At 66.9% G+C, this 14455-nt stretch carries 9 protein-coding genes; all 9 read left to right on the top strand.

The window, feature by feature from the left end; all coding sequences use genetic code 11:
- Window positions 1-46 precede the first annotated feature (46 nt).
- Window positions 47-769, top strand: a complete 723-nt coding sequence (gene rplA / locus ABZ822_RS16570; protein WP_360853495.1) for a 50S ribosomal protein L1 — start codon at window positions 47-49, stop codon at window positions 767-769.
- Between the two features lie 420 nt (window positions 770-1189).
- The gene (gene rplJ, locus ABZ822_RS16575; protein WP_360853498.1) at window positions 1190-1750 is read left to right on the top strand and encodes a 50S ribosomal protein L10; all 561 of its coding nucleotides are present in this window, start codon (window positions 1190-1192) and stop codon (window positions 1748-1750) included.
- An 84-nt stretch (window positions 1751-1834) separates the two neighbouring features.
- The gene (gene rplL, locus ABZ822_RS16580; RefSeq protein ID WP_360853501.1) at window positions 1835-2221 is read left to right on the top strand and encodes a 50S ribosomal protein L7/L12; all 387 of its coding nucleotides are present in this window, start codon (window positions 1835-1837) and stop codon (window positions 2219-2221) included.
- Window positions 2222-2751: 530 nt separating this feature from the next.
- Window positions 2752-6234 carry a DNA-directed RNA polymerase subunit beta gene (gene rpoB, locus ABZ822_RS16585; RefSeq protein WP_360853504.1) on the top strand — a complete coding sequence of 1161 codons (3483 nt, stop codon included), beginning with the start codon at window positions 2752-2754 and terminating at the stop codon, window positions 6232-6234.
- A 127-nt stretch (window positions 6235-6361) separates the two neighbouring features.
- Window positions 6362-10261 (top strand): DNA-directed RNA polymerase subunit beta', encoded by a 3900-nt coding sequence (locus ABZ822_RS16590; protein WP_360853507.1) that lies wholly within the window; start codon window positions 6362-6364, stop codon window positions 10259-10261.
- A gap of 217 nt (window positions 10262-10478) precedes the next feature.
- Window positions 10479-10961, top strand: a complete 483-nt coding sequence (locus ABZ822_RS16595; RefSeq protein ID WP_360854194.1) for a DUF1707 and DUF4190 domain-containing protein — start codon at window positions 10479-10481, stop codon at window positions 10959-10961.
- A gap of 356 nt (window positions 10962-11317) precedes the next feature.
- Complete coding sequence (gene rpsL / locus ABZ822_RS16600; RefSeq protein ID WP_003948652.1) at window positions 11318-11689, top strand: 30S ribosomal protein S12; 372 nt, start codon at window positions 11318-11320, stop codon at window positions 11687-11689.
- A gap of 2 nt (window positions 11690-11691) precedes the next feature.
- Window positions 11692-12162, top strand: coding sequence for a 30S ribosomal protein S7 (rpsG, locus tag ABZ822_RS16605; protein WP_360853510.1), 471 nt, complete (start codon window positions 11692-11694; stop codon window positions 12160-12162).
- Window positions 12163-12200: 38 nt separating this feature from the next.
- On the top strand, window positions 12201-14321 hold the full coding sequence (gene fusA / locus ABZ822_RS16610; RefSeq protein ID WP_360853513.1) for an elongation factor G: 2121 nt from the start codon (window positions 12201-12203) through the stop codon (window positions 14319-14321).
- The last annotated feature ends 134 nt before the right edge of the window (window positions 14322-14455 follow it).

Below are 14455 nucleotides of genomic sequence, written 5' to 3' on the forward strand. Positions count from 1 at the left end.
CCATGCGCGGCCCGTACCACGACTCCATTCCGACATAGGAGCAGCAGTGAAGCGCAGCAAGACTCTCCGCGCTGCGGACGCCAAGATCGACCGGGAGCGTCTGTACGCCCCGCTCGAGGCCGTCCGTCTCGCCAAGGAGACCGCCTCGACCAAGTTCGACAGCACCGTCGAGGTCGCCTTCCGCCTGGGCGTCGACCCGCGCAAGGCCGACCAGATGGTCCGCGGCACCGTGAACCTCCCGCACGGCACCGGCAAGACCGCCCGGGTCCTGGTCTTCGCGACCGGTGACCGTGCGGAGGCCGCGCGCGCCGCGGGCGCCGACATCGTCGGCGCCGACGAGCTGATCGACGAGGTTTCGAAGGGCCGTCTGGACTTCGACGCCGTCGTCGCCACCCCGGACCTCATGGGCAAGGTCGGCCGCCTCGGCCGCGTCCTCGGCCCCCGTGGTCTGATGCCGAACCCGAAGACCGGCACCGTCACCCCGGACGTCGCCAAGGCCGTCACCGAGATCAAGGGCGGCAAGATCGAGTTCCGCGTCGACAAGCACTCGAACCTGCACTTCATCATCGGCAAGGTCTCCTTCGACGAGACCAAGCTGGTGGAGAACTACGGCGCCGCGCTGGAGGAGATCCTCCGTCTGAAGCCGTCCGCCGCGAAGGGCCGGTACATCAAGAAGGCCGCCATCAGCACCACGATGGGCCCCGGCATCCAGCTCGACTCCAACCGCACCCGCAACCTCCTCGTCGAGGAGGACCCGGCCTCCGTCTGATCCGGACGGTGGCCGCGGACCCGCGGTCGTGAGCACGCAGAGCCGGTCCCCGTATCTCCTGGTGAGGTACGGGGACCGGCTCGTTCCCGCACCCGTGCTCGCGCCGGCAGGAGGCGATTTGCCTGCGGGAGCCCCGCTCGCGTACTCTCCTCAAGAAGCCAAAGACCGCTGGTCGTTGCTGTGTGCCTGCAAGGGTGTACGGCGGCCGAAGGATCCGCTTACGTGCGGACGACCTGCGCAGGTGACTGTGGAGAAGCTCCCGGGCCGATGTCCGGTCGAGCAACGCCCCGTGCGCCTGCGCCGGGGCGTTTCGTATTGTGTCCAGCTCCTTCCTCGCGCGCCCGACGTGGGCGGTCCGGCGTTATGACCGGCCGGAAAGCCGGTCGAGGATCGCATCACCCGGAAGGAGGGCCGAGGCTCATGGCGAGTCCCGACAAGGTCGCAGCCGTTGCGGAGATCAAGGAGAAGTTCCAGAACTCCAATGCCGCTGTTGTCACCGCGTACACCGGTCTCAGCGTGGCACAGCTCAAGGACCTGCGCCGTTCTCTCGGTGAGAACGCTCAGTACCGAGTGGCGAAGAACACCCTGACCAAGATCGCGGCGAACGAGGCCGGGGTCAGCGAGCTGGACGAGTTCTTCGTCGGCTCCACGGCAGTCGCCTTTGTGACCGGTGACCCGGTCGAGGCGGCGAAGGGTCTTCGCGACTTCGCGAAGGACAACCCCGCGCTCGTCATCAAGGGCGGTGTCCTTGACGGCAAGGCGCTGACCGCCGACGAGATCAAGAAGCTCGCGGACCTCGAGTCCCGTGAGGTGCTGCTCGCCAAGCTGGCCGGTGGCATGAAGGCGTCCATGGCCAAGGCCGCGGCGACCTTCCAGGCCCCGCTCACGAAGTTCGCCCGCACCGCGGACGCGCTTCGCAGCAAGGTCGAGCAGGGCGGTGCCGGTACGCCGGCTCCCGCCGAGGCCGAGTCCGCCGAGTAATCACTCGCGTTCGGTCGCAGCGGGCCCGTACGCCCGCCGATATGTACACCCGGCACCAGCCGAATTAGTGGAAGGACCGCCAAAATGGCGAAGCTCAGCCAGGAAGACCTGCTCGAGCAGTTCAGCGACATGACCCTCATCGAGCTCTCCGAGTTCGTGAAGGCCTTCGAGGAGAAGTTCGACGTCGAGGCCGCCGCCCCGGTCGCCGTTGCCGCCGCCGGTGCCCCGGGCGCCCCGGCCGCCGAGGCCGCCGAGGAGAAGGACGAGTTCGACGTCATCCTCACCGGCGCCGGCGACAAGAAGATCCAGGTCATCAAGGTCGTGCGTGAGCTGACCTCCCTGGGTCTGAAGGAGGCCAAGGACCTCGTCGACGGCACCCCGAAGCCGGTCCTCGAGAAGGTCAACAAGGAGCAGGCCGACAAGGCCGCCGAGTCCCTCAAGGGCGCCGGCGCCTCCGTCGAGGTCAAGTGACCTCGCGAGTCTGCCGACTCTGATCCGTTCCGAGGGCGATCACCCGAAAGGGTGGTCGCCCTCGGGCGTCCCCGGACGGGGGTCCTTGCCCCTCGCGCGGTGACAGGTATGGTGATCTTCGTTGCCCGGCGGCCGGGCCTCTGGATGATCCCGAACAGGGTGGGGGCCTTGACGAACGGCACGCAGCGCGCAATTCTCAGGACGCGTCGTTGACCGATCCAGGATCCGAGGCATGGATCGCAGACGAAGAGGGCAGGATCGATATGCGCTTCGAGCGCGCGGCTTGATGCAGGCGATGAAGAACAACAAGGGATGTACGAGGACCTCAGGGGACCCGGTCTGGACATCAGTGGGCCAAGTGGCTACACTGACCCTTTGCGCTGCCTGTTAGCTGCTCCCTGCCCGTCACCAGGGGCACCTCACGTTCGATCACTACTGAATGAAACTCCCTGACCTGGGATTTCTCCGGGTGTGTATCGAACTGGACCGGTACGCGCGTAGTGAGTCCGAGCCCTCGGAAGGACCCCCTCTTGGCCGCCTCGCGCAACGCCTCGACTGCCAATACGAACAACGGCGCCAGCACCGCCCCGCTGCGCATCTCTTTTGCGAAGATCAAGGAGCCCCTCGAGGTTCCGAACCTCCTTGCGCTGCAAACCGAGAGCTTCGACTGGCTGCTCGGCAACGCCGCCTGGAAGGCTCGCGTCGAGTCGGCCCTGGACAGTGGACAGGACGTCCCCACGAAGTCCGGTCTCGAAGAGATCTTCGAAGAGATCTCCCCGATCGAGGACTTCTCCGGCTCGATGTCGCTGACGTTCCGCGACCACCGCTTCGAGCCGCCGAAGAACTCGATCGACGAGTGCAAGGAACGCGACTTCACGTACGCGGCGCCGCTCTTCGTCACCGCAGAGTTCACCAACAACGAGACCGGTGAGATCAAGTCCCAGACGGTCTTCATGGGCGACTTCCCGCTCATGACCAACAAGGGCACGTTCGTGATCAACGGCACCGAGCGTGTCGTCGTGTCGCAGCTCGTGCGCTCTCCCGGTGTCTACTTCGACTCCTCGATCGACAAGACGTCCGACAAGGACATCTTCTCCGCGAAGATCATCCCGTCCCGGGGTGCCTGGCTGGAGATGGAGATCGACAAGCGCGACATGGTCGGTGTCCGCATCGACCGCAAGCGCAAGCAGTCCGTGACCGTCCTCCTCAAGGCGCTCGGCTGGACCACCGAGCAGATCCTCGAGGAGTTCGGCGAGTACGAGTCCATGCGCGCCACCCTGGAGAAGGACCACACCCAGGGCCAGGACGACGCGCTGCTCGACATCTACCGCAAGCTGCGTCCGGGCGAGCCGCCGACCCGTGAGGCCGCGCAGACCCTGCTGGAGAACCTCTACTTCAACCCCAAGCGCTACGACCTCGCCAAGGTCGGCCGCTACAAGGTGAACAAGAAGCTCGGCGGGGACCAGCCGCTCGACGCCGGTGTGCTGACCGTCGACGACGTCATCGCGACGATCCGGTACCTGGTCAAGCTGCACGCCGGTGAGACCGAGACGGTCGGGGAGAACGGCACCCAGATCGTCGTCGAGACCGACGACATCGACCACTTCGGCAACCGCCGCCTGCGCAACGTCGGCGAGCTCATCCAGAACCAGGTCCGTACCGGCCTGGCTCGTATGGAGCGTGTCGTCCGTGAGCGCATGACGACGCAGGACGTCGAGGCGATCACGCCGCAGACCCTGATCAACATCCGGCCGGTCGTCGCCTCCATCAAGGAGTTCTTCGGCACCAGCCAGCTGTCGCAGTTCATGGACCAGACCAACCCGCTGTCGGGTCTGACCCACAAGCGCCGCCTGTCGGCGCTGGGCCCCGGTGGTCTGTCCCGTGAGCGGGCCGGCTTCGAGGTCCGTGACGTGCACCCGTCGCACTACGGCCGCATGTGCCCGATCGAGACCCCTGAGGGTCCGAACATCGGTCTCATCGGCTCGCTGGCCTCGTACGGCCGGGTCAACGCGTTCGGATTCGTCGAGACCCCGTACCGCCGCGTCACCGACGGCATCGTCACCGACGAGGTCGACTACCTCACCGCCGACGAGGAGGACCGCTTCGTCATCGCGCAGGCCAACGCCCCGCTGACGGACGACCTCCACTTCGCCGAGTCCCGGGTCCTGGTCCGCCGCCGTGGCGGCGAGGTCGACTACATCCCGGGCACCGAGGTCGACTACATGGACGTCTCGCCGCGCCAGATGGTGTCGGTCGCGACCGCCATGATCCCGTTCCTCGAGCACGACGACGCCAACCGCGCGCTCATGGGATCGAACATGATGCGCCAGGCCGTGCCGCTCATCAAGGCGGAGTCCCCGCTGGTCGGCACCGGTATGGAGTACCGCTGTGCGGTCGACGCCGGTGACGTGATCAAGGCCGAGAAGGACGGCGTGGTCCAGGAGGTCTCCGCGGACTACGTCACGGTGGCCAACGACGACGGCACGTACACCACGTACCGCGTCGCCAAGTTCAACCGCTCCAACCAGGGCACCTCCTTCAACCAGAAGGTCGTCGTGGACGAGGGCGCGCGGGTCATCGAGGGCCAGGTCCTCGCCGACGGTCCGTCCACGGACGAGGGCGAGATGGCGCTCGGCAAGAACCTGCTCGTGGCGTTCATGCCGTGGGAGGGCCACAACTACGAGGACGCGATCATCCTCAGCCAGCGTCTGGTGCAGGACGACGTCCTCTCCTCGATCCACATCGAGGAGCACGAGGTCGACGCCCGTGACACCAAGCTCGGCCCCGAGGAGATCACCCGGGACATCCCGAACGTCTCCGAGGAGGTCCTGGCCGACCTGGACGAGCGCGGCATCATCCGTATCGGTGCCGAGGTCGTCGCCGGTGACATCCTGGTCGGCAAGGTCACGCCCAAGGGTGAGACCGAGCTGACCCCGGAGGAGCGCCTGCTCCGCGCGATCTTCGGTGAGAAGGCCCGTGAGGTCCGTGACACCTCGCTGAAGGTGCCGCACGGTGAGACCGGCAAGGTCATCGGCGTGCGTGTCTTCGACCGCGAGGAGGGCGACGAGCTGCCCCCGGGCGTGAACCAGCTGGTCCGCGTCTACGTGGCGCAGAAGCGCAAGATCACCGATGGTGACAAGCTCGCCGGCCGTCACGGCAACAAGGGCGTCATCTCCAAGATCCTGCCGGTCGAGGACATGCCGTTCCTGGAGGACGGCACCCCGGTCGACATCATCCTCAACCCGCTCGGCGTCCCGTCCCGGATGAACCCGGGACAGGTCCTGGAGATCCACCTCGGCTGGCTCGCCAGCCAGGGCTGGAAGGTCGACGGCAACGAGGAGTGGATGGAGCGTCTGCGGGCCATCGGCGCCGACGACGTCGCGGCCGGCACCAACGTCGCCACCCCCGTCTTCGACGGTGCGCGGGAGGACGAGATCGCGGGTCTCTTCGAGGCCACGGTCCCGAACCGCGACGGTGAGCGGATGGTGCTGCCGTCCGGTAAGGCGCGGATGTTCGACGGCCGCTCCGGTGAGCCGTTCCCGGACCCGATCTCGGTCGGGTACATGTACATCCTCAAGCTGCACCACCTGGTCGACGACAAGCTGCACGCGCGGTCGACCGGTCCGTACTCGATGATCACCCAGCAGCCGCTGGGTGGTAAGGCCCAGTTCGGTGGCCAGCGGTTCGGCGAGATGGAGGTGTGGGCCCTCGAGGCCTACGGCGCCGCCTACGCCCTTCAGGAGCTGCTGACCATCAAGTCCGACGACGTCACCGGCCGCGTGAAGGTCTACGAGGCCATCGTCAAGGGCGAGAACATCCCTGAGCCCGGCATCCCCGAGTCCTTCAAGGTGCTCATCAAGGAGATGCAGTCCCTGTGCCTCAACGTGGAGGTGCTGTCCTCGGACGGCATGTCCATCGAGATGCGCGACACCGACGAGGACGTCTTCCGCGCTGCGGAGGAGCTCGGTATCGACCTGTCCCGGCGCGAGCCGAGCAGCGTCGAAGAGGTCTGACGGGTCTGGCCGGGACCTCTCCGTAAGGTCCCGGCCAACCCCGGACCCCGCCCCCTAGGCCCAGCGGGCGTGGGGGGACCCCCAGTCAGACTTCTGAACACGACCCCGAAAGAGGGATTGACGACAAGTGCTCGACGTCAACTTCTTCGACGAGCTGCGGATCGGCCTGGCCACTGCTGACGACATCCGTCAGTGGTCGCACGGCGAGGTCAAGAAGCCGGAGACCATCAACTACCGCACCCTCAAGCCCGAGAAGGACGGACTCTTCTGCGAGAAGATCTTCGGCCCCACCCGGGACTGGGAGTGCTACTGCGGTAAGTACAAGCGCGTCCGCTTCAAGGGCATCATCTGCGAGCGCTGCGGTGTCGAGGTCACTCGTGCCAAGGTGCGCCGTGAGCGGATGGGCCACATCGAGCTGGCCGCTCCCGTCACCCACATCTGGTACTTCAAGGGCGTCCCGTCGCGTCTGGGCTACCTGCTCGACCTCGCCCCGAAGGACCTCGAGAAGGTCATCTACTTCGCCGCCTACATGATCACGTGGGTGGACGAGGAGCGCCGTACGCGCGACCTGCCCTCGCTGGAGGCCCACGTCTCCGTCGAGCGCCAGCAGGTCGAGCAGCGCCGCGACGCCGACCTGGAGGCCCGCGCCAAGAAGCTCGAGGCCGACCTGGCCGAGCTCGAGGCCGAGGGCGCCAAGGCCGATGTGCGCCGCAAGGTGCGCGAGGGCGCCGAGCGCGAGATGAAGCAGCTCCGCGACCGCGCGCAGCGCGAGATCGACCGTCTCGACGAGGTGTGGACCCGCTTCAAGAACCTCAAGGTCCAGGACCTCGAGGGTGACGAGCTGCTCTACCGCGAGCTGCGGGACCGCTTCGGCACGTACTTCGACGGCTCCATGGGTGCCGCCGCGCTGCAGAAGCGCCTGGAGACCTTCAACCTCGACGAGGAGGCCGAGCGCCTCCGCGAGATCATCCGGACCGGCAAGGGCCAGAAGAAGACCCGTGCGCTCAAGCGCCTCAAGGTCGTCTCCGCGTTCCTGCAGACCAGCAACAGCCCCAAGGGCATGGTGCTGGACTGCGTCCCGGTGATCCCGCCGGACCTGCGTCCGATGGTGCAGCTGGACGGTGGCCGCTTCGCGACCTCCGACCTCAACGACCTGTACCGCCGTGTCATCAACCGGAACAACCGCCTGAAGCGGCTTCTCGACCTCGGCGCCCCCGAGATCATCGTCAACAACGAGAAGCGGATGCTCCAGGAGGCCGTCGACGCGCTGTTCGACAACGGCCGCCGCGGTCGCCCGGTCACCGGGCCCGGCAACCGTCCGCTGAAGTCCCTCAGCGACATGCTGAAGGGTAAGCAGGGCCGGTTCCGTCAGAACCTGCTCGGTAAGCGCGTCGACTACTCGGCCCGTTCGGTCATCGTCGTCGGCCCGCAGCTCAAGCTGCACCAGTGCGGTCTGCCCAAGGCCATGGCGCTGGAGCTCTTCAAGCCGTTCGTGATGAAGCGCCTGGTGGACCTCAACCACGCGCAGAACATCAAGTCGGCGAAGCGCATGGTCGAGCGCGGCCGTACGGTCGTGTACGACGTGCTGGAAGAGGTCATCGCCGAGCACCCCGTGCTGCTCAACCGTGCGCCGACCCTGCACCGCCTCGGCATCCAGGCCTTCGAGCCGCAGCTGGTCGAGGGCAAGGCCATTCAGATCCACCCGCTCGTCTGCACCGCGTTCAACGCGGACTTCGACGGTGACCAGATGGCCGTGCACCTGCCGCTGTCCGCGGAGGCGCAGGCCGAGGCCCGCATCCTGATGCTGTCCTCGAACAACATCCTCAAGCCGGCCGACGGTCGCCCCGTCACCATGCCCACCCAGGACATGGTGCTCGGTCTCTTCTTCCTCACCACGGACGAGGAGCAGCGCGTAGTCAAGGGCGAGGGACGGTCGTTCGGCTCCACCGCCGAGGCGATCATGGCCTTCGACGCCCGCGAGCTCTCGCTCCAGGCGAAGATCGACATCCGCTTCCCGATCGGCACCGTCCCGCCCCGCGGCTGGACCCCGCCGGCGCCGGAGGAGGGTGAGCCGGAGTGGCAGCAGGGCGACAGCTTCCGCCTGCGGACGACCCTGGGCCGCGCGCTCTTCAATGAGCTGCTGCCCGAGGACTACCCGTTCGTCGACTACTCGGTGGGCAAGAAGCAGCTCTCCGAGATCGTCAACGACCTGGCCGAGCGCTACCCCAAGGTCATCGTGGCGGCGACGCTCGACAACCTGAAGGCGGCTGGCTTCCACTGGGCCACCCGGTCCGGTGTCACCGTGGCGTTCTCCGACATCGTCGGTCCGCCCGAGAAGCCGGCGATCCTCGAGAACTACGAGGAGCAGGCCCTCAAGGTCCAGAAGCAGTTCGAGCGCGGTCTGATCACCAAGGACGAGCGTCACCAGGAACTGGTCGTCATCTGGAACAAGGCCTCCAACGAGGTCTCCGAGGCGATGCAGCGCAACTTCCCGCGGACCAACTCGATCTTCATCATGATCGAGTCCGGTGCGCGAGGAAACATGATGCAGATGCGTCAGATCGCCGGTATGCGTGGTCTGGTGGCGAACGCCAAGAACGAGACCATCCCGCGGCCGATCAAGGCCTCGTACCGTGACGGTCTCTCCGTGCTGGAGTACTTCATCGCCACGCACGGTGCCCGTAAGGGTCTGGCGGACACCGCCCTGCGTACGGCGGACTCGGGTTACCTGACCCGTCGTCTGGTCGACGTCTCGCAGGACGTGATCATCCGCGAGGAGGACTGCGGCACCGACCGCGGCCTGAAGCTGGAGATCGCGTCCAAGGGCGCCGACGGCGTGCTGCGCAAGGCGGACGACGCCGAGACCAGCGTGTACGCGCGCTGCCTCGCCGAGGACATCGTCGTCGACGGCAAGGTGCTGGCCCCGGCCGGCACCGACCTGGGCGACGTGCTCATCGACGAGCTGGTCCGCCACGGCATCGAGACGGTCAAGACCCGCTCGGTCCTGACCTGTGAGTCCGCGGTCGGCACCTGCGCGATGTGCTACGGCCGTTCGCTGGCCACCGGCAAGCTGGTCGACATCGGTGAGGCCGTCGGCATCATCGCGGCCCAGTCCATCGGTGAGCCCGGAACCCAGCTCACGATGCGTACCTTCCACACCGGTGGTGTGGCCGGTGACGACATCACCCAGGGTCTGCCGCGTGTCGTCGAGCTCTTCGAGGCCCGTACGCCCAAGGGCGTCGCCCCGATCTCGGAGGCGGCCGGCCGGGTGCGCATCGAGGAGACCGAGAAGACCAAGAAGCTCATCGTCACCCCGGACGACGGCTCCGACGAGACCGCCTACCCGGTCTCGAAGCGTGCCCGTCTCCTGGTGGGCGAGGGCGACCACGTCGAGGTCGGCCAGGCGCTGACCGTGGGTGCCATCAACCCGCACGACGTGCTGCGCATCCTCGGCCAGCGGGCCGTTCAGGTCCACCTGGTCGGCGAGGTGCAGAAGGTCTACAACTCGCAGGGTGTGTCGATCCACGACAAGCACATCGAGATCATCATCCGGCAGATGCTGCGCCGCGTGACGATCATCGAGTCCGGCGACGCCGAGCTGCTGCCCGGTGAGCTCGTGGAGCGCACGCGCTTCGAGGGTGAGAACCGTCGCGTGGTCCAGGAAGGCGGCCACCCGGCCTCCGGCCGTCCGCAGCTCATGGGTATCACCAAGGCCTCGCTGGCGACCGAGTCCTGGCTGTCGGCGGCGTCCTTCCAGGAGACGACCAGGGTCCTGACCGACGCGGCGATCAACGCCAAGTCGGACTCCCTGATCGGCCTCAAGGAGAACGTGATCATCGGTAAGCTCATCCCGGCCGGTACGGGCCTGTCCCGCTACCGCAACATCCGGGTCGAGCCGACCGAGGAGGCGAAGGCCGCGATGTACTCGGCCGTCGGTTACGACGACATCGACTACTCGCCCTTCGGCACGGGCTCCGGCCAGGCGGTCCCGCTGGAGGACTACGACTACGGGCCGTACAACCAGTAAGGCCCGCAGGCACGTTGCTCACAGGGCGGTCCCCTTTCGAGGGGGCCGCCCTGCGGCATGCCGGTGAGTGGCCATCCGGCCATGCGCGGGGGAACTGGGCGTGGCGTCAGAACGTCGGGGATGATGGGACGACAATTCCTGGGCGGGGAGGTGGATCGCGGTGTCAATGCAGCCGTGGCCGGGCGGTGGGCAGCCGCAGGGGCAGCAGTCCTCGATGATGCGGGCGTCGCACGCCGACCGGGAGCGCACGATCGACGTGCTCAAGGCCGGTTTCGCCGAAGGCCGCCTTTCCCAGGAGGAGTACGAGCAGCGGCTGACGCGGGCTCATCACGCCCAGACCTACGGGCAGTTGCAGACCCTCGTCTCCGATCTGCCGCAGGGGCCGGGCGCCACGAGCGGCTACGCGTACCCGGCACGGCAGCACGTGCCGCCGCCGACGTTCTGGGCGGCGCCGCCCCCCGTTCCGCCGACGAACGGCTCGGCCACCGCCGCCATGGTCTGCGGTGTGCTGACCCCGATGACGTGGGGGCTGACCGCGATCCCCGCGGTGATTCTCGGCCACAAGGCGCGGGCGGAGATGCGGCGGACGGGGGAGAGCGGTGAGGGATACGCGACGGCGGGCCTCGTGCTGGGGTATCTGGGGCTGGTCGTCGGCCTTCTCGTGATCGTCGGTGTGCTCGTGGCGGTGAGTACGTCATGACCCAGGTCGGCGCCGTATGCGGCCCCAACTCCGGGGCGTAGCCGAGCAGGTGCCCGGAGTGTCCTGCGCAGGTGCTTTTGTTTTGACCGGAGCCGGTGCTATAGGTACGCTCTGACCTTGTGCCTGGGGTGTGCCCGGGTTCTCGTGCGTGCCATCCCAGCCACCGGCCGGGTGGGCCCCCTCCCGGACGGAGTCCGGGGGAGGACTCCGGCCGTACGGGACCGAGGCCGAATCGCCGACCACATCCGCGCTTTCCGTTCACGGAGTACGTGTGGGGTTCGCGACACACCCGACCGCGTGGGTCGGAGGTGCCCCAGGTTAGCTTCACTAGACGGCACACAGAAACCGGAGAAACGGTGCCTACGATCCAGCAGCTGGTCCGAAAGGGCCGGCAGGACAAGGTCGAGAAGAACAAGACGCCCGCGCTCGAAGGATCCCCTCAGCGCCGCGGCGTCTGCACGCGTGTGTTCACGACCACCCCGAAGAAGCCGAACTCGGCCCTCCGCAAGGTCGCGCGTGTGCGTCTGACCAGCGGCATCGAGGTCACGGCCTACATCCCGGGTGAGGGACACAACCTGCAGGAGCACTCCATCGTGCTCGTGCGTGGTGGCCGTGTGAAGGACCTGCCGGGTGTTCGCTACAAGATCATCCGCGGTTCGCTCGACACCCAGGGTGTCAAGAACCGCAAGCAGGCCCGCAGCCGTTACGGCGCCAAGAAGGAGAAGTAAGCATGCCTCGTAAGGGCCCCGCCCCGAAGCGCCCGGTCATCATCGACCCGGTCTACGGTTCTCCTCTGGTCACCTCGCTGATCAACAAGGTGCTGCTGAACGGCAAGCGCTCCACCGCAGAGCGCATCGTGTACGGCGCCATGGAGGGCCTGCGCGAGAAGTCCGGCAACGACCCGGTCATCACGCTCAAGCGCGCGCTGGAGAACATCAAGCCGACCCTTGAGGTCAAGTCCCGCCGTGTCGGTGGCGCCACCTACCAGGTGCCGGTCGAGGTCAAGCCCGGCCGCGCCTCCACCCTCGCGCTGCGCTGGCTCGTCGGTTACTCGCGCGCCCGTCGTGAGAAGACCATGACCGAGCGCCTGATGAACGAGCTGCTGGACGCCAGCAATGGTCTGGGCGCCTCCGTCAAGCGCCGCGAGGACACCCACAAGATGGCCGAGTCCAACAAGGCCTTCGCGCACTACCGCTGGTAGTCGCTACCCCATCGAGATCCGAGAGAAGACTGAGCCTTATGGCCACCACTTCACTTGACCTGGCCAAGGTCCGCAACATCGGGATCATGGCCCACATCGACGCGGGCAAGACGACCACCACCGAGCGGATCCTGTTCTACACCGGTGTGAGCTACAAGATCGGTGAGGTCCACGACGGCGCTGCCACGATGGACTGGATGGAGCAGGAGCAGGAGCGCGGCATCACCATCACGTCCGCCGCGACGACCTGCCACTGGCCCATGGACGACGTCGACCACACCATCAACATCATCGACACCCCCGGGCACGTCGACTTCACCGTCGAGGTGGAGCGTTCGCTGCGCGTGCTCGACGGTGCCGTGACGGTGTTCGACGGTGTCGCCGGTGTCGAGCCCCAGTCCGAGACGGTGTGGCGTCAGGCGGACCGCTACCGCGTTCCGCGTATCTGCTTCGTCAACAAGCTGGACCGCACCGGCGCCGAGTTCCACCGCTGTGTCGACATGATCGTCGACCGGCTGGGCGCGACGCCGCTGGTCATGCAGCTCCCGATCGGTGCCGAGGCCGACTTCAAGGGCGTCGTCGACCTGGTTCGTATGAAGGCTCTCGTCTGGTCCGCCGAGGCGACCAAGGGCGAGATGTACGACACCGTCGACATCCCCGACACCCACGTCGAGGCGGCCGACGAGTGGCGCGGCAAGCTGCTCGAGGCCGTCGCCGAGAACGACGAGGAGATGATGGAGCTGTACCTCGAGGGCCAGGAGCCCACCGAGGAGCAGCTGATGGCGGCGATCCGCCGCATCACCATCAACTCCGGCAAGGGCGGCGACACCACGGTCACCCCGGTGTTCTGTGGTACCGCGTTCAAGAACAAGGGCGTTCAGCCCCTGCTCGACGCGGTCGTGCGCTACCTGCCGTCGCCGATCGACATCGAGGCGATCGAGGGCCACGCGGTCAACGACGCCGAGCAGGTCGTCACCCGCAAGCCGTCCGACGAGGAGCCGTTCGCCGGCCTCGCCTTCAAGATCATGAGCGACCCGCACCTCGGCAAGCTCACCTTCGTCCGGGTCTACTCGGGCCGCATGGTGACCGGCACGCAGGTGCAGAACTCGGTCAAGGGCAAGAAGGAGCGCATCGGCAAGATCTACCGGATGCACGCGAACAAGCGTGAGGAGATCGAGTCGGTGGGTGCCGGCGACATCGTCGCCGTCATGGGTCTGAAGCAGACCACCACCGGTGAGACCCTCTGCGACGGTTCGAACCCGGTGATCCTGGAGTCGATGGACTTCCCGGCCCCGGTCATCCAGGTCGCGATCGAGCCCAAGTCGAAGGGCGACCAGGAGAAGCTGGGCGTCGCGATCCAGCGGCTGGCCGAGGAGGACCCGTCCTTCCAGGTCAACACCGATGAGGAGACCGGCCAGACGATCATCGCGGGTATGGGCGAGCTGCACCTCGACGTGCTGGTCGACCGTATGAAGCGCGAGTTCAAGGTCGAGGCGAACGTCGGCAAGCCGCAGGTCGCCTACCGCGAGACGCTCCGTAAGGCCGTCGACCGGGTCGACTACACGCACAAGAAGCAGACTGGTGGTTCCGGCCAGTTCGCGAAGGTGCAGATCGCGATCGCGCCCCTCGAGGGCGACGGGTACGAGTTCGAGAACAAGGTCACCGGTGGCCGTATCCCGCGGGAGTACATCCCGTCCGTGGACGCGGGCTGCCAGGAGGCCATGGAGTTCGGCGTGCTGGCCGGCTACCCGCTGACCGGCGTGAAGGTGACGCTGCTCGACGGCGCCTACCACGACGTCGACTCCTCCGAACTCGCCTTCAAGATCGCCGGTTCGATGGCCTTCAAGGAGGCCGCCCGCAAGGCCAGCCCGGCCCTGCTCGAGCCGATGATGAAGGTCGAGGTCACGACGCCCGAGGACTACATGGGCGACGTGATCGGCGACATCAACTCCCGCCGCGGTCAGATCCAGTCGATGGAAGAGCGGTCCGGCGCCAAGCTGGTCACCGGTCTGGTGCCGCTGTCGGAGATGTTCGGCTACGTCGGGGACCTGCGCAGCAAGACCTCCGGTCGCGCCAGCTACTCCATGCAGTTCGACTCCTACGCCGAGGTTCCGAGGAACGTCGCGGAGGAGATCATCGCGAAGGCCAAGGGTGAGTAACGGGGCTCCGCCCACGTTTCTTACGCTTTAGGCTGGAGCAAAGGCATCGGGGCAATCCGTCGCAAAGCAACCGCTTTGCGGCGGGCCCCGCGGCCCGCCCCCAAGCGAATACGGCCAAGGGCATCCCCTCGGGG

This window comes from Streptomyces sp. NPDC047108, from assembly GCF_040643575.1.
GTDB lineage: Bacteria > Actinomycetota > Actinomycetes > Streptomycetales > Streptomycetaceae > Streptomyces.

Bases quoted from the DNA above. Each gene is read 5' to 3' on its own strand.
- rplJ (WP_360853498.1), top strand. From the start codon at position 1,190: ATGGCGAGTCCCGACAAGGTCGCAGCCGTTGCGGAGATCAAGGAGAAG.
- rplL (WP_360853501.1), top strand. From the start codon at position 1,835: ATGGCGAAGCTCAGCCAGGAAGACCTGCTCGAGCAGTTCAGCGACATG.
- ABZ822_RS16595 (WP_360854194.1), top strand. From the start codon at position 10,479: ATGCGGGCGTCGCACGCCGACCGGGAGCGCACGATCGACGTGCTCAAG.
- rpsG (WP_360853510.1), top strand. From the start codon at position 11,692: ATGCCTCGTAAGGGCCCCGCCCCGAAGCGCCCGGTCATCATCGACCCG.
- fusA (WP_360853513.1), top strand. From the start codon at position 12,201: ATGGCCACCACTTCACTTGACCTGGCCAAGGTCCGCAACATCGGGATC.